Raw genomic sequence first — 21,363 nt, forward strand, 5'->3', positions numbered from 1 at the left:
CCGGGAACCCTAGCGGCGCCGCGCCAAGACGCATGTCATGTTGCGGTGCTACCATCGGGCTGCGGTGGGGCCCTCGCCCTGCCGGCCGCTCGCGAACCTTCCCACCTTCCCCGCGGACTCGCATTGCCTGCCGGCGCCCACGCGCATATTCGGTCCGGACCGGCGATCCGACGTTTCGGAGGCTGTCAGCACATGAACATGAACCTCGCTTCCTTCTGGCCCACCGTGGGCGCATTCACCCTGGGCCTGTTTCTCCTCGGCATGGGCTTTTCGCTGCGCGAGAAGGATTACGGCGTCTTCATGCTGTGGGCGGGCGTGATGGCGGTGTTCGCGGTGATCGTCTACAACATCCTGCAGGCGATCGGTTCGTGAGCCCGCCCTCGGGCGCCGTGTCGGCGCCCTTCGAGGGCAGCCCCGCTCAGTGCCAGATGCCCGGCTCGATCCTGCTGCGGATCTCGGGGTATCGGTTGGCGTCGAAGCTCGGCAGCTTGCTGGCGGCGCGCTGCGCATCGTAGTCGCGCGCCAGCTTCACCGCCAGGTTCGACAGCAGCAGGATGGCAATGAGGTTGGTGATCGCCATCAGGCCCATCGCCACGTCGGCGAAGTTCCACACGAAGGGCAGCGAGCCGATCGCACCGAACAACACCATCGCGAGCACCAGCAGACGGAAGATCAGCAGCCCGGCCGGGTGATTGTGCTCGAGGAAGACGAGGCAGTTCTCCGCGTAGAAGTAGTTGGCGACGATCGAGGTGAAGGCGAAGAACAGCACCACCACGGCCAGGAAGTACTTGCCCCAGCCGCCCACTTCGGCCGCCAGCGCGTTCTGCACCAGGCCGATGCCGGTGCCCTCGACAGGCCCGGCGAGCAGGATGATCGCGGCCGACGCGGTACAGATCAGCATGGTGTCGATGAACACCCCCGCCATCTGCACATAGCCCTGCGAGGCGGGGTGCGGCGGATACGGGGTGGCGGCCGCGGCCGCGTTCGGCGCCGAGCCCATGCCCGCCTCGTTGGAGAACAGGCCGCGCTTGAAGCCGTTGAGGATCGCCGCGCCGATGCCGCCCGCAGCCGCCTCGTGCAGGCCGAAGGCGCTCTTGAAGATCAGCGCCAGCGCCTCGGGCACCGCCGGCAGGTTGGTGAGGATGATGCCGATCGCCACCAGCAGGTAGCCGACCGCCATGAAGGGCACCGCGATCTCGGCGAAGCGCGCGATCGAGCGCAGGCCGCCGAAGATGATGAGGGCGGTCAGCACCACCACCGCCAGGCCGATCACCAGCGAGGCGATGCCGATCTCGAGACCGGCGACCGTCGTCGTGCCCATGTCGAGGCCGAAGGCGCCGACCATCGCGCCGGTGATGGTGTTCGACTGCACCGAGTTGAAGGCGAAGCCGAAGGCGATGATCAGGAAGATCGAGAACAGCACGCCCGCCCAGCGCTGGCCGAGGCCCTTTTCCATGTAGTAGGCCGGGCCGCCGCGGAACTGGCCCTTGTCGTCGCGGATCTTGAACAGCTGCGCGAGGGTGGCCTCGGCGAAACCGGTGGCCATGCCGACCATCGCGATCACCCACATCCAGAAGATCGCGCCCGGCCCGCCCATGGTGATCGCCACCGCCACGCCGGCGATGTTGCCGGTACCCACCCGCGCGGCGAGCGAGGTGCACAGCGCCTGGAAGGAGGAGATGCCCGAGGCGTCGGCATGACGGCTGCCGCGCAGCACGCTGAAGATATGGCCGAAGTGGCGCAGCTGGATGACGCCGAGCCTCAGGGTGAAGTACACACCGGTACCCACCAGCAGCCAGATCAGGATGTTGCCCCAGAGGAGGCCGTTGAGCAGATCGACGACCTGGTTGGCGAACGCTTGCATCGGAGATCTCCGGACGCGAAATGGCGGGAGGCGGATCGTAGCGCAGCGCAAGGACCGCACACAACCACGCCCAAAGGCGCACCGCGACTCAACCCAGCGTTCTACACGCCCACCACAAGTCATCGGCCGCCTGCGTCGCCTTCGCCCGCTCGCGCCGCGCCCTTTTTGGGTCGTCGATGCGCGCCGCCCGAGACGCGAGCTCCTGCGCTCGCAGGCGCAGCTCGCTGCAGCGCCGCGCCTGCGCACCCCGCTCCGCCTCGCGGCTCGCCTCCGCCGCCTCGCGTGCGGCCCGCCGCTCGGCCTCGTCAGCCTCGAGCCCGGCACGGATGCGCGAGGTCTGCGCGTCCCGCGCCGCCGCCGCTGCACGGTCGAAGTCGCCCGCCGCCGGGCGCGGATCGACCGCCACCGCATCGGCGTCGCAGCGCCTATCTGAGAACACCGTCCGTCCGCCCGCCTCGCACCTGAACACCTGGGCGTTCGCGCTTGCGGCAACGACCAGCAGCCCGAGGATCGCCATCGCTATCGCCTTCGTCGTGGTCCTCATTGCACCCTCCCCGATAATGCTAACGGCATTATAAGCCCGTGGCCGGCGAGCACGGCGTGGCACAATCAACCGTTCTGCGGCGGCGGGCAAGCGAACGCCGGCATGCGGAAGCAGCGTCGGTAGGCGCCCGCCGTAAGGCCTGTGGTGCGCTTGAACAGGCGGCGGAAGAAGGCCGCATCCTCGTAGCCGACTCGCCAGCTGATCTCGTCGATCGACGCGTCGGTGCGCTCGAGCCGGCGCTTGGCGTCCTCGATGCGCAGGCGCTGCACGTAGGCGATCGGCGTGAGGCCGGTCGCGGCCGCGAAGCGGCGCTTGAAAGTGCGCTCGGCGAGCCGCGAGCGCCTGATCATCTCGTCGACCGGGTGAGCGACAGCGAAATGTTCGCTCAGCCACTGCTGTGCGCTCACGATCTCGGCATCGCCGTGATCGGTCCGCCCTTCGAAGACGATGTAGGGTGCGAGCCCGTCCTGGTGCCATTGCAGCGCAAACATGCGCGCGACCTGTTGCGCGGCGCTCGCGCCGGCATAGCGCGCGAAAAGGTAGAGCACGAGATCGTGCCAGGTGGTCGACGCGCCCGAGCTCACCAGCTCCTCGCGTCGGCCGGCGATCACCAGCGCCCGCTCCGGATGGATCGACACCGCCGGATACGCGGCCGCGAAGGCGCGCGCATAGCCGAAATGCACCGTCGCATCGCGGCCGTCGAACAGGCCGGTTTCGGCGACCAGGAAGATCCCGGAGCAGGCCGAGCACAGCACGGCGCCGTGCGCGTGCATGCGTGCAAGCCACTCGACAAGGCGTGGATAGCGCCCCTTCGTCCAGCCTCGCGGCCCCAGCACCACCGAAGGGACGATCACGATGTCGCTCGCCTCGACGCTGTCGATCGAGCGCCCGACCGTGATCTCGACCCCACTCGCGAGCGCGAGCGGACCGCTCCGCTCGCCGACGATGTCCAGCCGGAATGGCGCCTGTACGCCAGCGGCCGCGTCGGACAAGCCCATCAGCGCGAACGCGTTCATCGCATCGAAGAGCCCGAACAGGGTCGATACCGCGCCGTCGGGCAGCGCGACGAGACATACGTGACGGGAAGGCTGCCCGGGCGGAACCGGCGGTAGCGCCATCGCGCGTGCTCCATGTCGATGCGGAACTACATCGGGGTCGCGGACGGACGGGCCGGCGGCCCCCCTGGCGCGACCAGTCTGGCACGAACGGACCGATCCCGGGCGAATTCGCCTCTGGGGCCGCGCGCGCCGTATTGCGATCATGCCCCTGCAGTCGCGAGTCCCTCAACCCCATGCAGGAGTCGAAGACCATGAACGCATGCGTGATCGACCAGACCAAACTCGAAACCTTCCTCGACCGTGCGGTCGGCGACCTGTCGGCCGGCTATGGCGGCGTGATGGTGAGCCTCGGCAGCAAGCTCGGGCTCTACAAGGCGATGGCCGGCGTCGGCCCGATCGGCGCCGCCGAGCTCGCCGCACGCGCAGGCTGCGCGGCGCGCTACGTGCGCGAGTGGCTGAACTCACAGGTCGCCGGCGGCTACGTCGATTATGACGCGGGCAGCGACACCTACGAGCTGCCGCCCGAGCAGGCGCTGGTGCTGGCCGACGAGGACAGCCCGGTGTACCTGCCCAACGCGTGGCAGGTGCCGGCCTCGATGTGGTTCGACGAGCACAAGGCCCTCGAGGCCTTCCGCACCGGCAAGGGGGTCGCGTGGGGCGAGCACGACGAGCGCCTCTACTGCGGCGTGGCGGCCTTCTACCGCAATGCCTACCGCGGCAGTCTCGTGCCGCAATGCCTACCGCGGCAGTCTCGTGCCGCAGTGGCTGCCGGCGCTGGACGGCGTCGTCGGGCAGCTCGAGGCCGGCGTCACCGTCGCCGACGTCGGCTGCGGCCATGGCCATTCGACCCTGCTGATGGCGGAGGCCTTCCCGCGCTCGCGCTTTCACGGCTTCGACGTGCACGAAGCCTCGATCGAGGCGGCACGCCGCAACGCCGACGACGCCGGTCTGGCGGACCGCGTCACCTTCGAGGTCGCGCGCGCCGATGGCTATCCGGGCCAGGGCTACGGCCTGATCTGCTTCTTCGACGCGCTGCACGACATGGGCGACCCGGTCGCCGCGGCACGCCACGCCGCCACGACGCTCGCGCCCGACGGCACCGTGATGCTGATCGAGCCTTTCGCCAACGACCGCATCGAGGACAACGTCTCGCCGGTTGCCCGCCTGTACTACGCTGCATCGACGACGCTGTGCTGCGCACACGCGATTTCCGACGGCGGGCACATGGTGCTCGGTGCGCAGGCGGGCGAGGCGCGTCTTGCCGAGGTGTTCCGCAAGGCCGGCTTCTCGCACATCCGCCGCGCCACCGAGACGCCCTTCAATCTGATCTTCGAGGTGCGGCGCTAGCGTGGACCGCCCTGTTCGGACGTGCGCCGCGCAGCGCGGGCGTACGTCGACACGCGCCAGCGCAGGGTGCGCGTGTGCCGACTACAGCAGTTCCTTGCGCAGTTCGGCGGGGTCCTTGGGCGAGAGCAGGCCGGGGGCGACGTCGAACACCGTCCTGGCGCCGACCTCGCCCTGGCGGTTGAGCCGGAATGCCGCGCGCGCATAGGCCACCAGCACGCTCGCGGTGAACTCGGGATTGCTGTCGAGCTTGAGCGAGAACTCCATGATCTGCGAGCTCTCCGCCCCGGTGGTGCCGCTGCGGATGACGAAGCCGCCATGCGGCATCGCGGCGTGGTCGCGCTGCAGCGCCTCGGCGCTGATGAAGCTCACCGTGGTGTCGTAATCGGCGAAGTAGTCCGGCATGGTCACGATCGCCTGCTCGACCGTCGCCGCGTCGGCACCCGGCGCGAGCACGACGTAGCAGTCGCGCGTGTGCTTCTCGCGGGTGGCGAGGGCGGGGCGCGACCCGCTGCGGACGCGCTCCATGGCCTCGGGCGAGGGGATGGTGTATTGCACCGCGCCCTGTACGCCCGGCACCCGGCGCAGCGCGTCGGAATGGCCCTGGCTCAGCCCCTTGCCCCAGAAGGTGTAAGTGACGCCGTCCGGCAGGACCGCTTCGCCATACAGGCGGTTGATCGAGAACAGGCCCGGATCCCAGCCGACCGAGATCAGCGCGGTGTGGCCGCCACGCCGCGCCTGGGCATCGACCGCGGCGTAGTAATCGGGAATCTTCGCATGGGTGTCGAAGCTGTCCACGGTATTGAAGCGTGCGGCCAGCGCCGGTCCCTGCTCGGGCAGGTCGGTCTTCGAGCCGCCGCAGAGGATGAGCACGTCGATCGCATCGACGAAATCGGCGATGCCGTCGATCGCATGCACCGGCACCCCTGCGCTCTGCAGCTCGAGGTCGGCCGGATTGCGCCGGGTGAATACGCCGACGAGCGCCATGTCGGGGCTGCGCGCAAGGGCCGCTTCGACGCCCCTGCCCAGGTTGCCGTAGCCGGCAATCGCTATTCTGATCTTGCTAGTCATGTAGGAATCTTTCCTGCGTGGAATGGGACCGGTCCGTCCCGGACTCGCGACGATGCGCGTCATCGGCGTTCAGTCGGCACACCATCGGCCTCGGCCTGCCGTCCGCCGTTACGCTGGCGGAAGAGAATGGGAGTCGAACCCACCTGGGACCGGCTGACGGCCCCACCTGGTTTTGAAGACCAGTCGCCCCACCGGGGAACGCCTCTCTTCCTCGCGCCGAGATATTGTAACCTCACATCCCGCGACTATTTGCCACCCTGGACCGGCGGCTCGCCGCGCACCACATGAGCGAGACGATGGCCTTCGCCGACGCGGCGCGTGAAGCCGACGCGGTCGAAGAACTCCAGGATCTGGATCGCCCGCTTGCGACCGCCGCCAATCCGGTCGCGGAAATCCGCCGCACGAACATGGCCATCGTTGGCTTCGGCCAGCTCGGTTGCGATGGCGCTCAGGCGGGCGACCGTCGGGCGCGGATAGAAGAGGTCGCGCACCACCTGGAAGATCTCGCCGCGCATCGCCATCCGCCGCAGCAGGCTGCGGGTGGCGGCTTCATCCAGGTCGCAACGGGCTGCGAGTTCCCGCACCCAGGGTGGGTCGAAGCTCCCCGCGAGAAGGTGCTCGACCAGCAGGTCCGCTCGCCGCCGGTCGGCCGGCGTCAGCTCGACGGTATGCGACGGCAAGTGCCAGCTCGAGCCGGCGCGTGCCACCCGTCCCTCGTCGAGCAGTGCTTCGAGACGAGCGAGGAAGACGTCCGGCGGGAGCTGTGGTGCGCACATCCGCCGCAGCCGCTCACGCTCGACCCCCGGTTCGTCGGCGAAATCCGCGTGATGAACCGCGAGCCGTGTCAGCACCGTTTCTCCCAGTGCAGTCCAGGCGGCGACCGAGAAGATGCGGCCGCCCGATCTGGTCGCCAGATGCCTCGCGTCGGGCACCAGGGCCTGGATTCGGCCGCCAGGCAGATCGTGTGCGAGGGCAAGCTCTGCGGGATCCACACCGAGGGGCGCGTGTTCGACCAGGGCCGCAAGACGGGTGGCGGGATCGGGCGCTGCGAGCAGCGCCAGCATGGCAAGGCGCTCGGGGCGACGACGATGGCGAGCGGGCGGAAAGGGATCGAGCACCCGGCCGCCGCCGATCGTCTCGCGCCCCGCTGCATCACGGATGACGACGCGGTCGCCACAGCAGGCGAACAGCGGACGGTCGCAGACCGCCTGCACCAGGCCACTGCCCCCGGGCGCGAGCCCGCCCGCCTCGAGCGCCTCGTCGAGCAGGGCCAGGCGTGCCATGGCCTGGCCACCGGCATGATGCAGCGTCGCGCCGGACCACTGGGCGAGCTTGCGCGGGGCGTCGGGTAGCAGCTGCAGCCGAAGGTCGAGGCGATCGGTGGCGCGCACCGCCTGCGGAAGGAACAGCCAGTCGCCGCGCTCGACCTCGCCGTAATCGATGCCGCTCAGATTGACCGCGCAGCGACTGCCGGCCGCGCCCGCATCCGCTGCACGACCGTTGACCCGCAAGCCACGCACGCGGAGCTCGCGCCGGAATCCGTCGGGCCGGGCGAGCAGCACGGTGTCCCCGGCCCGCACCGCGCCGGCGAGCACCGTGCCGGTGACGATAGTGCCTGCACCGGCGAGCGAGAAGCGTCGGTCCACCACCAGCCGAAACCCGGAATCGGCGGGCCGCGGCGCTTCCGTCTCGGCAAGCCGCTGCAGATGGCGGCGCAAGGGCTCGACGCCCGCGCCCGAGACCGCGGAGACTGCGAACACAGGGCTATCCGCCAGCGAGGTGGACGCGAGCAGGGCGAGGATCTGCGCCTCGACTTCCTGGATGCGCGCGGGGGGCACGCGGTCGCACTTTGTCAGCGCGACCGCGCCGCGCTCGACGCCGAGCAGATGCAGGATGGCCAGATGCTCCCGCGTCTGCGGCATGACGCCATCATCAGCCGCGACCACGAGCAGCGCGAAGTCGATGCCGCTGGCGCCCATCAACATGGTCGGGATGAAACGCTCGTGGCCGGGTACGTCGATGAAGCCGAGGCTGCGTACCTGCCCGCCGGCGGTGTCGTCCCCGCTCTCCAGCGGGGTGAAGGCGTAACCGAGCTCGATGGTGATGCCGCGTGCCCTTTCCTCGGGCAGGTGCGTGGTGTCCACCCCGGTGAGAGCGCGCACCAGGGTGGTCTTGCCGTGATCGATGTGACCCGCGGTGCCGATCAGCATGCGCGGTCTCTTCCTGCGGCGAGATCGGCCAGGTGGCCGGCAAAGTCCGCTTCGTCTTCCGGACGCAGGCAGCGCAGATCGAGCCAGAGCGCATTGTCGGCGATGCGACCGATGACGGGCACGGGCAGCCCGCGCAGCGCCTTCTCCAGGCGGTTCAGCGTGCCGCCCTTGCGCTGCGGACGGCAGAGGAGGCCAGCGGATGGCAGGCGATCCACCGGCAGGCTGCCCGAACCGATCTGCGAGTGCATCGGCGCGATGCTCACCGTCAGCGGCCAATCGGCCAGCGCCTGCGCGAGTGCTGCCTGCAGACGTTGTGCCTGGGCAAGGATCTCGCCCTGGGGCCGAGTCAGCAGACGCAAGGCTTCGAGTCGCTCGGGCAGGCGATCGGGATCACGGTAGAGGCGCAGAACCGCCTCGAGTCCCGCGAGCGTTATCTTGCCCACACGCAGCACGCGCTTGAGCGGGTTCTTCTTGATCTTCCCGATCAGCTCCCGGCGACCCACCAGGATGCCGGCCTGCGGACCGCCCAGCAGCTTGTCGCCAGAAAAGGTGACGAGGTCGGCACCCGCAGTGATCGCTTCCCGCGGCGTCGGCTCGTGGGGCAAACCCCAAGCCTCCAGTCCGGTGAGCGTACCCGAGCCGAGGTCCTCGACGAAAGGCAGGCTGTGTGCGTGGGCGATGGCTGCCAGTTCGGCCCGCGGCACCGCCTTGGTGAAGCCTTCGACCGAATAGTTGCTGGTGTGGACCTTCATCACCACCGCCGTGCGGGGCCCGATGGCCTCCTCGAAATCGCGGGCATGGCAGCGGTTGGTGCAGCCGACCTCGATCAGGCGCGCACCGGCGCGCTTCATGATGTCGGGCACGCGGAAGGCGCCACCGATCTCGACCAATTCGCCGCGCGAGACGATGACCTCCTTGCGCTGGGCCAGGGTGTTGAGTAGCAGGAAGACGGCGGCGGCGTTGTTGTTGACCACGGTGGCGGCCTCGCCGCCGGTGAGCTCCGTCAGGAGTTCGCTGACGAGGTCGTCGCGATCCCCACGGCCGCCGGAATCGATATCGTACTCGAGCGCGCAGGGATGGCGTGCTGCGTCCACCATGGCCGCGATCGCCTCCTCCGGAAGCGTCGCCCGCCCCAGGTTGGTGTGTAGCACGGTTCCGGTGAGGTTGAAGACGCAACGCAGCCGGGCAAGGCTCGCGGCCTCGACACGCCGGACAACGGCCCCGACCAGCGCAGCCGTGGCGGGCGGTTGGCCACCCGCACGGACCGCCTCGCGGACCGCAGCCAGCTCGGCACGTACTGCATCGGTGACGACGCGACGACCGTGGGTGTTCGCCTGTTCGCCGAGCGCCGGGTCGGCCAGCAAGCGGTCAACGGCGGGGAGAGAGGCAAGGCTTTCTCTTGTCATAACGCAGGCCCCAACGGGGGGATCGAGGGTTTTCAGGAAAGACCGGCATGAAAACCCGGCGCGCCGACCTTGACAATCGGGAATCCCTTCGTTCAGAAAAAACCCCGCCACTCGGACGGGGTTCCACCACGGATCCGTGACGGAGCTACTCCATCGAGGGATTCCAGACCTTCCAAACCTTGCCTACAAGGTCGGGCCCCGGCTTGAGTGTGGGCTTTCCGGGCTCCCAGCCGGCGGGCGTGGCTTCCTTGCCGCCGGTGGCCCGGACATGCTGGAAGGCCTGCACCTGGCGGACGGTTTCGGCGAGCTTGCGACCGACGGGCGGCGTCATCACCTCCATGGCCTGGATCACACCATCGGGATCGATGATGAAACGGCCACGCATCTCGATGCCTTGCTGCTCGTCATAGACGCCGTAGGCGCGCCCGATGTTGCCCGCCTGATCGGACACCATGCGGAAACGCACACCGCCATCGACCATCTTGGACAATTCTTCGTCGTTCCAGATCTTGTGTACGAAATGGCTATCGACGCTGACTGAAAGGACCTCTACATCCAATGCCTGAAGAGCATCATATTGCGCTGCGACCGCAGACACTTCTGTTGCTCAGACAAAGGTGAAGTCACCGGGGTAGAAACACAGCATTACCCACTTGCCAGCGAAATCGGACAGCTTCACGTTGGTGAAGCTTCCCTGGTAGTAGGCGGGCGCCGCGAAATCCGGCGCCTTCTGTCCAACGCGTGCGACCATTCTGGGCACCTCCCTCTGGCTTGCGGACTCGGCCGGGACCTGGTCCGCTTCGACCGGCGCGTCGGGTACCGCACCCGATACGCGCGAACACGATACATCCTGCTCTTCCATATTCACCTCCCACGTCATGCAGGGGATTGGAAAGGCCCTTCTCCTTGCTGGCCGAAGGGTGCGGACGGGACACTGCCGGCTACGTGGATGGCGCCCCGTTCGTACTGTCGAGGGTAGGGCCGCCCGCCCCTCGCGTCAATGCGGGCCGGATACACCGGGCAGCCCTCATGCATCGACCCCGACGATCCTCGTCTCGCGTCCGAGCATCAGGGTCCACGAAAGCCTCAGCAGCGCCAGCAGCGTTGCGAGCTGGACGATGGCGAGCAGGCCGATGCCAATCCAATAGCCTGCGCTGTATTTCGCGATCAGGCCGCTATCGACCCAGGCCAGGTGCCACCAGAACATTCCCATGACGAACAGGGCCACGCCGGGGCAGATGAGGCCGAAGCTCACCGGGTCGCGCCCCTCGCCCGCCAGGTGCAGGCGCAGATAGCCATTGAGCTGCATCACCCGCAGGCCGATCAGCATCACGCCGATCTGCAGCATGAAGATCGCGGTCAGCATGTAGAACATCCCGCCGCTGTCGTTTCCGGAAGAGAAGTGATGCGCCAGGCCATGCCGCAGCCGCACCCATTCGATGCCGAGCAGCGTGAGGATTGGCACCAGCATCCAGATGCTCGGCGTCGCCTTGGGCTGAAGCCCGTGCGTCATCATCGCGGCGGCGCCGCCCACCAGCACGATCACGGCAACGGTGATGGCGATGACGAAGAAGAGGATCGAGAGCGTCGCCGCAAGCGCGGAAACCAGCTTGAGGTGCGACATCGCCGCGGGTGCGGCAAAACCGACCGAGAGCATGGAGAAGGTGAACACCGCGAGCAGGGCCGAGAGGTGGTTGTGCTCGCTGCCGCGGTATCCCCCGTGGACGAGGAATCGGGAGAGATAGCGCCCGAAGATGCGAAGGGCGCTCCAGCCGATCGCAAGGAAGGCGATCAGCGCGAAGGGGAACAGGTACTCCACTGCCGACCACAGGCCCGGCACGAACAGCGCGCCGAGCACGAAGCCGACGTTGACCGTCATCGCGAGCGTGAGCGGCACCGCCATCAGTTGCACTTCCGCCGGCGTGTCACGCAGGGCATCCAGGTCCGGCCGGTTGGCGGGCGCGCGATATTCGCGGATGTTCCACCACAGCAGGGCAAAGTGCAGCGCAGCGAGCACGATCACGGCAAGCGTGGCCGCCATCGAGACGAAGCGGACGGATGTTGAAATCTCGGCCCCGCCTGTCCAGACTCCTTGAAGATGCTCCCAGGTGGGCATCGGAAAGCCCGGGTGTGGCAGCAACCACATCAGGTACATGAAAAACGACACCGAGAGCCCGCCGGCACCCAGGGCCGCAAGCCAGTAGCTGGGGTGATAGGACGATCCAGACATTCTTTGAAGCATCTCCACTCTCCGCTCGTGCGCCTTCACATGCGCGTCCAAAGGTATGCCAAAAACTGTCAGCCACCTTCACCTAAGCAGGATCCGGGCCAATATTGAAGGCGAAGCGGCGCGTGTTACGGCCCACAGGCGGCCTGTAATCGACGAGTCAGAAGGCACGCTGTTTGCTTGATTTCAACGCAAGCGGATGGGAAATCTTCTCTCCCGCGCTCTGCGCCGCCCACGCAACTCGTTGCAGGACTACGCTCATGGACATTGCATTCGGCCCCATTCCTTCACGTCGCCTCGGTCGCAGCCTCGGGATCAACAATATCCCGCCCAAGCACTGCAGCTACTCCTGCGTGTATTGCCAGGTGGGTCCGACGCACGAGGAAGAACTCATCCGCCGCCCCTTCCTGGCGCCGGCGGAAATCCTGCGGCAGGTCCGAGCCCGGGTGGACGCCGTGCGGGCCCGCGGCGAAACGGTCGACTACCTTACCTTCGTCCCGGATGGTGAGCCCACGCTGGATTTCCGGTTGGCCGAATCGATCGACGCACTGCGCGAGCTCGGTTTGCCGATCGCGGTCATCAGCAATGCCTCGCTGATCTGGCAGGCCGAAGTGCGCGAAGCCCTGAGCCGGGCCGACTGGGTCAGCGTGAAGATCGACAGCGTCCTCCCGGCAGTGTGGGACCGCGTCAATCGACCTCATGGCGTGCTGCGCCTGGCCGACATTCTGTCGGGGATCAAGCGCTTCGCCCGTGAATTCGAGGGCCAGCTGGTGAGCGAGACCATGCTGATCGCCGGCATGAACGATGGGATCGAGGACTGCCGGGCGCTGGCGCGCTTCATGGGCGAGGCCGGCATCGGGCGCGCCTATCTCGCCATCCCCCACCGCCCGCCTGCCGTGAGCGGCATCCGCGGGCCGGACGAGTCGGTCGTGCTGCAAGCACATCAGATCCTCAGCACCCAGGGGGTCGAGGTGGAACTGCTGACCCAGTACGAAGGCGACGTATTCGCCTTCGGTGGCGACCTGCCGGCCGAGATTCTCGCCATCAGCGCGGTACATCCGTTGCGCGAGTCGGTCGTTCGCGCCCTGGCCGAGAAGGCCGGCGCCGGCATGGAGGTGGTCGAAGGACTGCTCGCGAGCGGAGATCTGCGACGGCTCGAGCATGAGGGCGAAACCTTCTATCTGCGTCGCCTTTCGCGCAGCAACCGAGACACTCGCCAATGAAAGTCGCGACAACCATCATGGAGATCATGCAATGAATGCGCTCAACGACAACGACATCCGCGTGCTGCACGAGGCACTCGACGACGAGTACCACGCCTGGGCGACTTACGATCAGGTGATCTCCGACTTCGGCGAGGTGGCGCCGTTCATTCACATCAGGGACGCGGAAGGTCGCCACATCGAGGCCTTGTTGTCGCTGTTCCGGCAGTTCGCCCTGCCGGTGCCGGACAACACCTGGCCGGGACGGGTCGAGCGTTATCCCAGCCTGCTGGCCGCCTGCGAGGCCGGGGTCGCGGCGGAGATCGCCAACGCCGAAATGTATGACCGCCTGCTCGCGGCCGTCGGGCGGCCCGAGATCCTCGAGGTCCTGCGCAGACTCCAGGAAGCCTCGCAGCAACGCCATCTACCCGCCTTCGAGCGCTGCGTCGAGCGCTGCGTCGAGCGCGGCGGCGCGGGCGGCGGCCCTGGCCGCGGCGGTGCCGGGCCGGGGCGGCGGTGGCGCGGCGGTCGCGCCTGAGGAGCCGCAGGCACAGCGAACGGCGAAGCGGGTCGACGACTCGGCGGTGACGACGCCGGCCGCCGCCGGGCAAGCTGTCGGTTCGGCGCAAAAACGGGAGACAGGGGACATGAGCAGCCATTTCTGGATCGCGTTCGGCACCAGCGTCCTGGCCGCCATCGTGACCTCCCTCGGCATCTACACGATCCGGCGCTTTGCCGCGTGGGGTCAGCAGAACATGACCTACTTCGTCTGCTTCGCAGCCGGCGTGCTGATCTCGGCCTCGTTTCTCCACATCATCCCGAAGTCATTCACCATGAACGCGGCTGCACCGGCCTGGCTGCTGAGCGGATTCCTCGGTCTTCACCTCTTCAACCGTTTCGTGACGGCCTTCGTGTGCGAGCGCAGTCCCGAGCGCAGGGATTACGTCATCGGCCTGATTCCGATGCTGGGAATCGGCTTTCACTCCTTCATCGACGGCTTCATCTATTCCATCGCCTTCAACGTGAGCATTCTCACCGGCTCGCTGGCAACGCTGGGGATGGTCCTCCACGAATTCCCCGAGGGGATCATCACCTACCTGCTGCTGCTGAACGCCGGCTTCGGGGAGCGCAAGGCACTGCTGCTCGCCGCCTTTGCAGCCGCTGGGACGACACCGCTCGGGATGCTTTCTTCGTACCCGCTCGTCAGCCAGGTGGGGACCGAGAGGCTCGGCGCCCTTCTCGCCCTCTCCGCAGGGGCGCTCGTCTATGTCGGCGCGACCCATCTGCTTCCGCGCGCGGAAAGGGAGGCCAAAAGGTTCAGTCTGGTGGCGCTGGGCGGTGGCGTGCTCGTGGCCGTCATCATCGTCATGTCCAAAGCCTGAAGAACGTCCGGAGAAGCTGGCGGAGGCGTCCAGCCCGGCCAACGCTGCTTGCCGAGGCGCCATCGCGGCGATTCTGACTGCTCAAAGGCCATTCTTAACATGCATCAAGTCATCGTCGGCGACCTCTGATCTATATTGCGACTCATTCCCATTATCGATTAGCGCAGGAGCCAGTCATGGACCACCAACTCGTCGTGATGTTTCACCTCCTGTGCGCGGTGCTCTTCGTCGGCGCCGTCGCGATGGAGGTCCTGATTCTCGAACCGGTACGCAAGCTGATCGGCGACGAGCTGTTTCAACAGGTGGAGTTCTACCTTTTCCGACGTATCCGCCGCACCTACCCCTTCGCCGTGATCCCGCTCTATATCACCGGCTTCTACATGTATTTCGGTTACATCGAAAGCTTCGGCGGATTCGCGGCGTTCATCGACACCCGCTTCGGCATGATGCTCACCGTCAAGATGAGCCTCGCCCTCGGACTGCTCACCATCTTCGCCACTTCACCGTTTGTCTTCATGCAGCATCGCAGCCGCAGCGCCGGCGGTCACCTCAAGCACTTTCTCATCGTGACCGGCGGGCCGGAAGACTTCCGCATCGACCGCTTCGAGGCAGTGCATTATCTGGCGATGGGGCTCGGAATCGGTATCGTCGTGCTGGCAAAACTGATGTTCATGCTCTGAACGGGCCACGACGCGACGACGACACGCGCAAGCAAACAGTGCCTGCCTGACACAGTGGCCCGCATACTGCCAGATCTGACGGGATGTGGCAGCAAGACGCTTCACCATATATCTATCAGTTTTTCCTGATACTTTAATCCCTCCCGCCGATCCACTCGACCCGGACCGCCTTGTGCATACCCATCGCAAGATCCTCTACTGGCTCGCCTTCTCTGATGGCCTTGCGCTGCTGGCGCTCGTGTTCGTCGCCGTGCCCGTCAAATACCTGCTCGACCAGCCGCTCGGCGCACGCATATTGGGGCCGGTGCATGGCGCACTCTTTCTATCGCTCGCGGCCGCGACCTTGAGCGCACTTGCCCGAGGCATTCTGCGTCCCGGCCTCGCACTGCTGCTGCTCGTGGGTGCCTTGCTGCCACTCGGCGCATTCTTCGCCGACTACCGCTTGCGCCAGACTTATCCCGAGCTCCGGCCCTGATTCTTCGATGCACCAGCTCACCCAGGGTGAGACTTCCTATCAAGAAAACCCTAGCCGGATTTCGGCGTCCGGGAAACACGGCGAGGGGGTGAGGTCGACCGCGTGCGCGGCCTCCGAGACGCGGCATCCGGCCCTCCCTGGGACTGCGGACTCCTCGCGCGCCAAGCCAAGGCCTAGCGACCAGGCGCCAGGGAGAGGATCCAGCGTGCGAGCTGCGCGGCCTCATCGGCGCTGACCGCATTCGCCGGCATCGCCGTTCTGCCCCATTCGCCGCTGCTTCCGTGGCGAATGCGTTGCGCCAACGAGGCTTCGGCGCCGGGCTCGCCGCTACGCCGGACGGCAATCTCCCGATAGCCTGGCCCGACGATCCCGCTGCCGAAACCGTGGCAGTTCATGCAGTACTTCGTCCGCGCCAGTTCGGCCGACGCGGAAGCGGGCGCACTGATCAGCAACAGCATCGCGGCGCATGCCGCCGATGCGACAATCGGGTTCACGAACGCTGCCTCCTCGCAGGATGCGGCGAGCGACTGCCGCGAGCCACAACGATACCCCAGCGAAGCGACGTCGCGGCAGCGGAAGAAGCAACTGCCGGAGCGAAGCGACGCCACCCTCGGATCACAAAACCAGACGTCCCTGCCCGAGAAAAGCCTGATCCAATGAGGGCGGGGGCAAGTACCATCCCTGCCAGATCCCAACCGACGCCCGAATCCGACCAATGCGCCCGCAGCAAGCTCCCCCATCCCCCGCCGACAGCCGCGGCACGCGCGCCGCGCTGCTCTTCGCCCTCACCGCCGAGCGCCTGTCGCTCTTCTACGAGCACGGCCAGTGGCCTACCGCCGCACAGGGCGCGAGCCTCGTCGCGGACTGGCTCGGTCGCACCGGGCGCAGTCTGGCGCTGGCCGAGCGTCGCCGCCTGTCGGAGCTCAGCGACGACCTGGCGCGCCAGATCGCCGACTCGCTGTCGCGCGAGGCGGGGCTGCGTACCGCGCACGAGATGATGGAAGCGCTCGACCCCAATTACGAATCCGACCTGACGCGCTCGCTGATGGACGAATGCGTGCGGCTGCTCGACGCCGACTGACTGCCGCCCGCGGCCCTACTCGCCCACCTTCCCCCGCCCCGCCTTCACCGATGCGCGCCGTGCCTTCCCCTCCAGGCGTCGCGTGACCGAGGCACGCGTGGGCCGCGTGGCGCGGCGCGTCCGCGGCGGTGCGGCAACACGGTCGATCAGCTCTTCCAGCCGGCGCAGCGCCTCGGCCCGGTTCTTCTCCAGGCTGCGGAACTTCTGCGCCTTGATGATCACCACGCCGTCCTTGCTGATGCGCTGGTCGCCGAGTTGCATCAGCCGCGTCCGCACCTCCTCCGGCAGGCTGGAGGCGGCGATGTCGAAGCGCAGATGCACCGCGTTCGACACCTTGTTCACGTTCTGCCCGCCCGCACCCTGGGCGCGGATCGCGGTGATCTCGACTTCGTCGGGGGAGACGCGCAGATGGGGCCGCATGAGAATCCGCCTCGAGCTTCAGTCCGTGCCCACCGCCGCCCTGCCCGCCTGGCGGGCGGCCTCTTCCCTGCGCGCGGCCTCGATGACCTGCATCACTTCGCCGAGGTCCGCCGGCGCCTCGTCCGCGGCGACGACCCCGGTGAGCTCGACCTCGGGGTGAAGCTTGCCGGATTCGTACAGGGACCAGATCTCCCTGCCGTACTCGGTGCCGCGCAGATCGGGGGCGAACTGGCCGAAGTAGGCGGCGAGGTTGTCGACGTCGCGCTCGAGCATGGCGCGCGCGTTGTTGTTGGCCGCGGCGTCGACCGCCTGCGGCAGATCGATGATCACCGGCCCCACGCGATCGACCAGCACGTTGTACTCGGAGAGGTCGCCGTGAACGATGCCGGCGCAGAGCATGCGCACGACCTGGCGCACGAGATCGGCGTGGAAGCGTCGGGCATCGTCTTCGCCGAGGGCGAGGTCGTTGAGCCGCGGTGCCGGTTCGCCGTCCTCGTCGGTCACCAGCTCCATCAACAGCACGCCCTCGTGAAAATCGTACGGTGTCGGTACGCGAACGCCCGCCGCAGCGAGCCGGCGCAGCGCGTCGACCTCCGCGTGCTGCCAGGCGGCCTCCTGCTCCTGCCGCCCGTAACGCGAGCCCTTGGCCATCGCGCGCGCCTGGCGGCTGTTCTTGATCTTGCGCCCCTCGACGTAGTCGGCCGCCTTGTGGAAGCCACGCTTGTTGGCTTCCTTGTAAACCTTGGCGCAGCGCAGCTCGTCGCCACACTGCACGACATAGACCATGGCTTCCTTGCCGCTCATGAGCTGGCGCATGACGCGGTCGACGAGGCCGTCGGCCACCAGCGGCTCGATTCTGCTCGGGGTCTTCACGTGTTCGATTTGCTCCTCGGTGTGTTGCGGTCGGTCGCAGCGGTCGGCCCGGTGGCCGCTCGCAGGGTATCGAGATAAAGCGCCTCCACCTGCTCGCGCGCCCACGGCGTGCGGCGCAGGAACTTGAGGCTGGAGGCGATGCTGGGCTCGTGATTGAAGCAGCGAATGTCGATCCGCCGCCCGAGCCCCGCCCAGCCGAAGCGCGTTACCAGTTCATTCAGTATCCGCTCCAGGGTCAGGCCGTGCAGCGGGTTGTTGGGCTGTGGTGCCGTCATCGATGCTCCCGCGTCCGGGCTGAGGGTTATGCGGAGCGCTGGCCGCAGGGGGGACTGACTAGTACTCCCGACCGACAGGCGTGTCAATTCTCCGTGTCTCCCGCCTCCTGTCGGCAGGGTGACGTGATGGGCGCCGGCACGAGCGCGACGCCCTTCTCGCGCAGCGCAGCGTCGACCAGACTGAAGACCTCGTTGCGACACACCGGCTCGCGGTCGTGCTGCGGCACCCAGTACTTGACGCGATAGCAGATGCCCTGCGGCCCGTAGCGCACGACCTCCACCTCCGGTGGCTTGCCCTCGACGATGCTCTCGGCCGCGGACAGCGCCTCGCGCATCAGCGCCTTGGCCGCCGCCACCGGCAGGCTCACCGGCAGGATCAGTTCGGCATGGTCGCGATACTCCTTGCGCGGCGCGCTGAAATTGGTGATCCGCTGCCGCGAGATCTGGCTGTTGGGCAGGATCACGTAGGTGCTGTCGCGGGTGACCAGCCGCGTCGTCCGCCAGCCGATCTCCTGCACCCGGCCCTGCGCGAGGTTTTCGATGCGGACCCAGTCGCCCATGCGGAACGGCGCCTCGATGCCGAGCGCGATACCCGACAGGGTGTCGGCCACCACGTTGCGGATCGCGAACCCGAGCACCGCCAGCACGAGCCCCGAGCCGGTCAGGATGCCGGAGAGATCCTGCCGGAAGAACAGCGACAGCGCGACCAGGGTCGCCAGCGCGTAGAGGAACACCCGGAACAGGTCGAGGAGCACCTTCGGTACCGGTCGCTGCCCCTTGCGGCGCCGCGAAAGCCGGGCAGTGAGCAGCGCATCGATGAGGCGCGCCCCGGCGAACACCGCCAGCGCCATCGCTGCGTTGCGCGCGGGGTCGAACCAGGGCTGCACGGCGTGATCCGCAGGCAGGAGGCGGAACGCCGGTTCGGCGAAGACCGCGGCGAGCACGAGCAGGACGAATCCGGCCGCGGCGCGAAGCCAGGATGGGATCGGCGCCAACGCTTCGGGCGCCTTCATTGCCCAGCTCGCTCGCGTCGGGCCTGCGGGAGGGGACACGCGTTGGGCGCGTCATCCACCGGGAGATGCGTCAGACGGCGTCGCGGCCAGGCAGGTATCTGGTCGATGGGCATGACGAATCTCACGAGGCCGAAGCTCCTTGTTGTGACATCTGGGAAACGGATTGGCGCGGCGGTAACGACTGACCGCTTCCAGATGGGGCTCTTTTCCGTGATTTCAAGGACTTGCCAGAGCAGATCAAGGAAAAGCCTGTCCGGTCTCATTTGTAGTGGATAGCGACGACGGCCGGCCTGGACGGCGTGCTGCGGGCGGCTACAGTGGAATCTGCGCGGGCTCCGTGCTGCGTGGGCGGGCTTGGATGCGAAGGCGGCGGGAGGGATGACGATGACGGACACGATCTTCATGATCCACGGCATGTGGGGCGGCCCCTGGTGCTGGGAGCACTATCGCCGCTTCTTCGAGCGCGCCGGCTACCGCTGTGTCGTCGCCAGCCTGCCCTATCACGGTAGCCCGCCCACCGCGGATCCCGACCCTCGCCTGGGCAGCGCGAGTCTTATCGACTACGTGGCTGCGCTCGAAAGCGAGCTCGCCCAGCTCGACACCCGGCCCATCCTGATGGGGCACTCGATGGGCGGGCTGCTTGGCCAGATGCTGGCAGCCCGCGGTCTGTGCAGCGCCCTCGTCCTGCTCACGCCCGCCGCCCCTGCCGGCGTCGTCGCGGTGACGCCATCGGTGATCCGGAGCTTCTGGTCCATCCAGCGCTCATGGGGCTTCTGGCGAAAGCCGGCGCGACTGGGCTTCCGCGATGCCGTCTACGCATTGCTCCACCGACTGCCCCAAGGCCAGCAGGCGGACGCCTACGAGCGCCTCGTTGCGGAGTCGGGCCGCGTGATCTTCGAGATCGGCTATTGGCCGCTGGACTCGGCGCGCGCGTCGAGGGTGGCGGCTTCGCGGGTGAGGTGTCCCGTCCTGGTCGTCGGCGCCAACGCGGACCGGATCGTGCCGGTCAGCGTCGCCTGGCGGGTGGCAAGGAAGTACCGGCACGTGGCGAGCTTCATGGCGTTCGCGAATCACGCCCACTGGATTCTCGCCGAGCCGGGCTGGGAGGAAGTCGCGGAGCACGTCGAAAACTGGCTCGCGCGCCATTGCGGAAGCGGCCGGGCCGCCTCGTTCTCCGTGGAAGACGTGGTGGGGGAAAGCTCCGATGGTCCCGCCGGAACGTCGTACTCGCGTCGATGCCTGCGGCCGCGCGGTGGAATGTGCTTGCATCGCGACTAGACTGGACTGCATGAAGCGTGGCACGAGGCAGGCGGCCCGCGACACGTCACCTACAAGGACACTGACCATGAACCCGATCGTCCGCATCCCGCCCCGCAACGCCGACCTCGGCGACGGCCTGCTCGTCCGCCGCACCCTCCCCAATCGCGAGCAGCGGACGATCGGCGCCTGGTGCTTCCTCGACCACGCCGGCCCGGTGCAGTTCGAGCCGGGCAAGGGCCTGCACGTCGGCGCGCACCCCCACATCGGCCTGCAGACCTTCACCTGGCTGATCGAGGGCGAGGTCCTGCATCGCGACAGCCTGGGCAACGAACAGCTCATCCGCCCCGGCCAGGTCAACCTGATGACCGCCGGCCACGGCATCGCCCACACCGAGGATTCGCTGCGCGACGGCGAGCGCTTGCATGCGGCGCAGCTCTGGATTGCCCTGCCGCCGGAGGACCAGGATTGCGACCCGGCTTTCGCGCACTACCCCGATTTGCCGCAATGGCGCGAGGGCGGCGCCGAACTGACCCTTCTCGCCGGTCGCTACCGCCAGCGGAGCGCGCCGGCGCGCATCCATTCGCCGCTGGTCGGCATCGACATCGCCTGCGACACAACGAGCGCGCTCACGCTCGAGCTCGATCCCGGTTTCGAGTACGGCTTGATGCCGCTCGTGGGCGACGCGACGATCGACGGCGACACCATCCGCACCGACGAGCTCGCCTATCTCGGCAGAGGGCGTCGGGACCTGAACCTGGCCCTGCCCGCAGGCGCGCGCGCCTTGTTGCTGGGTGGCGAGCCGTTCGAACAACCGGTGCTGGTGTGGTGGAACTTCGTCGGCTTCGACAAGGCCGACATCGCGCAGGCGCAAGCAGCATGGGAAGAACGCGACGCGCGCTTCGGCACGGTCGGCGACGGCCGCGCCCGGCGGCTGGTGGCGCCGCCGATTCCGTGGCAAAACGGCGGATGAGAAAGGCA

Annotated in this window: 23 protein-coding genes, 1 tRNA gene and 1 pseudogene; 11 read left to right on the top strand and 14 right to left on the bottom strand. The window is 67.6% G+C overall.

The annotated features are described in order from the left end of the window. Window positions 1-192: 192 nt before the first annotated feature. A complete protein-coding gene (locus BB334_RS06570) occupies window positions 193-372 on the top strand; it encodes a hypothetical protein (protein ID WP_068805949.1) in 180 nt (59 codons plus the stop codon). A 46-nt stretch (window positions 373-418) separates the two neighbouring features. Here the strand turns inward: BB334_RS06570 and BB334_RS06575 are convergent, their stop codons facing one another. From BB334_RS06575 to BB334_RS06585, 3 genes are all read right to left on the bottom strand, one after another. Then, window positions 419-1,864: an alanine/glycine:cation symporter family protein gene (locus tag BB334_RS06575; RefSeq protein WP_068805953.1), complete on the bottom strand. Its 1,446-nt coding sequence runs from the start codon at window positions 1,862-1,864 to the stop codon at window positions 419-421. A gap of 88 nt (window positions 1,865-1,952) precedes the next feature. After that, the gene (locus BB334_RS06580) at window positions 1,953-2,408 is read right to left on the bottom strand and encodes a DUF4124 domain-containing protein (RefSeq protein ID WP_068805956.1); all 456 of its coding nucleotides are present in this window, start codon (window positions 2,406-2,408) and stop codon (window positions 1,953-1,955) included. A 65-nt stretch (window positions 2,409-2,473) separates the two neighbouring features. Beyond that, window positions 2,474-3,526: a GlxA family transcriptional regulator gene (locus tag BB334_RS06585; protein WP_068805959.1), complete on the bottom strand. Its 1,053-nt coding sequence runs from the start codon at window positions 3,524-3,526 to the stop codon at window positions 2,474-2,476. A 317-nt stretch (window positions 3,527-3,843) separates the two neighbouring features. Here BB334_RS06585 and BB334_RS18870 point away from each other — a divergent pair. Then, window positions 3,844-3,948, top strand: a pseudogene (locus BB334_RS18870) (hypothetical protein); the annotation flags it as partial. A gap of 223 nt (window positions 3,949-4,171) precedes the next feature. After that, window positions 4,172-4,813, top strand: coding sequence for a class I SAM-dependent methyltransferase (locus BB334_RS18430; protein WP_198531191.1), 642 nt, complete (start codon window positions 4,172-4,174; stop codon window positions 4,811-4,813). A gap of 81 nt (window positions 4,814-4,894) precedes the next feature. Here the strand turns inward: BB334_RS18430 and BB334_RS06595 are convergent, their stop codons facing one another. The 6 genes from BB334_RS06595 to BB334_RS06620 form a co-directional block, all read right to left on the bottom strand. Further along, entirely contained in the window at window positions 4,895-5,881 is a 987-nt protein-coding gene (locus BB334_RS06595) for a diaminopimelate dehydrogenase (RefSeq protein WP_068805962.1), read from the bottom strand. A gap of 114 nt (window positions 5,882-5,995) precedes the next feature. Next, a tRNA-Sec gene (locus tag BB334_RS18135) sits at window positions 5,996-6,092 on the bottom strand. Between the two features lie 34 nt (window positions 6,093-6,126). Then, the gene (gene selB / locus BB334_RS06600) at window positions 6,127-8,091 is read right to left on the bottom strand and encodes a selenocysteine-specific translation elongation factor (protein ID WP_068805965.1); all 1,965 of its coding nucleotides are present in this window, start codon (window positions 8,089-8,091) and stop codon (window positions 6,127-6,129) included. Then, a complete protein-coding gene (gene selA, locus BB334_RS06605) occupies window positions 8,085-9,497 on the bottom strand; it encodes an L-seryl-tRNA(Sec) selenium transferase (RefSeq protein ID WP_068805968.1) in 1,413 nt (470 codons plus the stop codon). The genes selB and selA overlap by 7 nt, the downstream gene beginning before the upstream one ends. Before the next feature lie 145 nt (window positions 9,498-9,642). Next, on the bottom strand, window positions 9,643-10,359 hold the full coding sequence (gene prxU, locus BB334_RS18435) for a thioredoxin-dependent peroxiredoxin (protein WP_083200328.1): 717 nt from the start codon (window positions 10,357-10,359) through the stop codon (window positions 9,643-9,645). 165 nt (window positions 10,360-10,524) lie between these two features. Beyond that, entirely contained in the window at window positions 10,525-11,727 is a 1,203-nt protein-coding gene (locus tag BB334_RS06620; RefSeq protein ID WP_232756668.1) for a TsoY family (seleno)protein, read from the bottom strand. 257 nt (window positions 11,728-11,984) lie between these two features. Here BB334_RS06620 and BB334_RS06625 point away from each other — a divergent pair, with 257 nt between their 5' ends. From BB334_RS06625 to BB334_RS06645, 5 genes are all read left to right on the top strand, one after another. Then, window positions 11,985-12,947, top strand: coding sequence for a radical SAM protein (locus BB334_RS06625; RefSeq protein ID WP_068805976.1), 963 nt, complete (start codon window positions 11,985-11,987; stop codon window positions 12,945-12,947). Window positions 12,948-12,978: 31 nt separating this feature from the next. Beyond that, window positions 12,979-13,464, top strand: coding sequence for a ferritin-like domain-containing protein (locus BB334_RS18140; protein ID WP_068805979.1), 486 nt, complete (start codon window positions 12,979-12,981; stop codon window positions 13,462-13,464). A 109-nt stretch (window positions 13,465-13,573) separates the two neighbouring features. Beyond that, a complete protein-coding gene (locus tag BB334_RS06635) occupies window positions 13,574-14,308 on the top strand; it encodes a ZIP family metal transporter (protein ID WP_068805982.1) in 735 nt (244 codons plus the stop codon). A 176-nt stretch (window positions 14,309-14,484) separates the two neighbouring features. Further along, window positions 14,485-14,988, top strand: a complete 504-nt coding sequence (locus BB334_RS06640) for a hypothetical protein (protein ID WP_068805984.1) — start codon at window positions 14,485-14,487, stop codon at window positions 14,986-14,988. Window positions 14,989-15,160: 172 nt separating this feature from the next. Further along, the gene (locus BB334_RS06645) at window positions 15,161-15,463 is read left to right on the top strand and encodes a DUF3817 domain-containing protein (RefSeq protein WP_068805987.1); all 303 of its coding nucleotides are present in this window, start codon (window positions 15,161-15,163) and stop codon (window positions 15,461-15,463) included. 173 nt (window positions 15,464-15,636) lie between these two features. Here BB334_RS06645 and BB334_RS06650 read toward each other — a convergent pair whose 3' ends face one another. Next, a complete protein-coding gene (locus tag BB334_RS06650; protein ID WP_232756669.1) occupies window positions 15,637-15,957 on the bottom strand; it encodes a c-type cytochrome in 321 nt (106 codons plus the stop codon). A 221-nt stretch (window positions 15,958-16,178) separates the two neighbouring features. On the opposite strand from BB334_RS06650, the gene BB334_RS06655 reads away from it, so the two are divergent. After that, on the top strand, window positions 16,179-16,544 hold the full coding sequence (locus BB334_RS06655; protein WP_068805990.1) for a hypothetical protein: 366 nt from the start codon (window positions 16,179-16,181) through the stop codon (window positions 16,542-16,544). Window positions 16,545-16,559: 15 nt separating this feature from the next. On the opposite strand, the gene arfB is transcribed toward BB334_RS06655, so the two are convergent. The 4 genes from arfB to BB334_RS06675 form a co-directional block, all read right to left on the bottom strand. Beyond that, on the bottom strand, window positions 16,560-16,964 hold the full coding sequence (gene arfB / locus BB334_RS06660) for an alternative ribosome rescue aminoacyl-tRNA hydrolase ArfB (RefSeq protein ID WP_068805993.1): 405 nt from the start codon (window positions 16,962-16,964) through the stop codon (window positions 16,560-16,562). An 18-nt stretch (window positions 16,965-16,982) separates the two neighbouring features. Next, window positions 16,983-17,837, bottom strand: coding sequence for a PA4780 family RIO1-like protein kinase (locus BB334_RS06665; RefSeq protein ID WP_068805997.1), 855 nt, complete (start codon window positions 17,835-17,837; stop codon window positions 16,983-16,985). After that, a complete protein-coding gene (locus tag BB334_RS06670) occupies window positions 17,834-18,112 on the bottom strand; it encodes a VF530 family protein (RefSeq protein WP_068806000.1) in 279 nt (92 codons plus the stop codon). The genes BB334_RS06665 and BB334_RS06670 overlap by 4 nt, the downstream gene beginning before the upstream one ends. 83 nt (window positions 18,113-18,195) lie before the next feature. Further along, the gene (locus BB334_RS06675; protein ID WP_068806003.1) at window positions 18,196-19,125 is read right to left on the bottom strand and encodes a mechanosensitive ion channel family protein; all 930 of its coding nucleotides are present in this window, start codon (window positions 19,123-19,125) and stop codon (window positions 18,196-18,198) included. A 384-nt stretch (window positions 19,126-19,509) separates the two neighbouring features. On the opposite strand from BB334_RS06675, the gene BB334_RS06680 reads away from it, so the two are divergent. Together BB334_RS06680 and BB334_RS06685 are read left to right on the top strand one after the other, a co-directional pair. Further along, on the top strand, window positions 19,510-20,403 hold the full coding sequence (locus BB334_RS06680) for an alpha/beta hydrolase (protein WP_083200329.1): 894 nt from the start codon (window positions 19,510-19,512) through the stop codon (window positions 20,401-20,403). Between the two features lie 67 nt (window positions 20,404-20,470). Beyond that, window positions 20,471-21,355 (top strand): pirin family protein, encoded by an 885-nt coding sequence (locus BB334_RS06685; RefSeq protein WP_068806009.1) that lies wholly within the window; start codon window positions 20,471-20,473, stop codon window positions 21,353-21,355. Window positions 21,356-21,363: the final 8 nt, after the last annotated feature.

This window comes from Thauera phenolivorans, assembly GCF_001696715.1.
Lineage (GTDB): Bacteria > Pseudomonadota > Gammaproteobacteria > Burkholderiales > Rhodocyclaceae > Thauera > Thauera phenolivorans.

Bases quoted from the DNA above. Each gene is read 5' to 3' on its own strand.
- BB334_RS06570 (WP_068805949.1), top strand. From the start codon at position 193: ATGAACATGAACCTCGCTTCCTTCTGGCCCACCGTGGGCGCATTCACC.
- BB334_RS06575 (WP_068805953.1), bottom strand. From the start codon at position 1,864: ATGCAAGCGTTCGCCAACCAGGTCGTCGATCTGCTCAACGGCCTCCTC.
- BB334_RS06580 (WP_068805956.1), bottom strand. From the start codon at position 2,408: ATGAGGACCACGACGAAGGCGATAGCGATGGCGATCCTCGGGCTGCTG.
- BB334_RS06585 (WP_068805959.1), bottom strand. From the start codon at position 3,526: ATGGCGCTACCGCCGGTTCCGCCCGGGCAGCCTTCCCGTCACGTATGT.
- BB334_RS18430 (WP_198531191.1), top strand. From the start codon at position 4,172: ATGCCTACCGCGGCAGTCTCGTGCCGCAATGCCTACCGCGGCAGTCTC.
- BB334_RS06595 (WP_068805962.1), bottom strand. From the start codon at position 5,881: ATGACTAGCAAGATCAGAATAGCGATTGCCGGCTACGGCAACCTGGGC.
- selB (WP_068805965.1), bottom strand. From the start codon at position 8,091: ATGCTGATCGGCACCGCGGGTCACATCGATCACGGCAAGACCACCCTG.
- selA (WP_068805968.1), bottom strand. From the start codon at position 9,497: ATGACAAGAGAAAGCCTTGCCTCTCTCCCCGCCGTTGACCGCTTGCTG.
- BB334_RS06620 (WP_232756668.1), bottom strand. From the start codon at position 11,727: ATGTCTGGATCGTCCTATCACCCCAGCTACTGGCTTGCGGCCCTGGGT.
- BB334_RS06625 (WP_068805976.1), top strand. From the start codon at position 11,985: ATGGACATTGCATTCGGCCCCATTCCTTCACGTCGCCTCGGTCGCAGC.
- BB334_RS18140 (WP_068805979.1), top strand. From the start codon at position 12,979: ATGAATGCGCTCAACGACAACGACATCCGCGTGCTGCACGAGGCACTC.
- BB334_RS06635 (WP_068805982.1), top strand. From the start codon at position 13,574: ATGAGCAGCCATTTCTGGATCGCGTTCGGCACCAGCGTCCTGGCCGCC.
- BB334_RS06640 (WP_068805984.1), top strand. From the start codon at position 14,485: ATGGACCACCAACTCGTCGTGATGTTTCACCTCCTGTGCGCGGTGCTC.
- BB334_RS06655 (WP_068805990.1), top strand. From the start codon at position 16,179: ATGCGCCCGCAGCAAGCTCCCCCATCCCCCGCCGACAGCCGCGGCACG.
- arfB (WP_068805993.1), bottom strand. From the start codon at position 16,964: ATGCGGCCCCATCTGCGCGTCTCCCCCGACGAAGTCGAGATCACCGCG.
- BB334_RS06670 (WP_068806000.1), bottom strand. From the start codon at position 18,112: ATGACGGCACCACAGCCCAACAACCCGCTGCACGGCCTGACCCTGGAG.
- BB334_RS06675 (WP_068806003.1), bottom strand. From the start codon at position 19,125: ATGAAGGCGCCCGAAGCGTTGGCGCCGATCCCATCCTGGCTTCGCGCC.
- BB334_RS06680 (WP_083200329.1), top strand. From the start codon at position 19,510: ATGACGGACACGATCTTCATGATCCACGGCATGTGGGGCGGCCCCTGG.
- BB334_RS06685 (WP_068806009.1), top strand. From the start codon at position 20,471: ATGAACCCGATCGTCCGCATCCCGCCCCGCAACGCCGACCTCGGCGAC.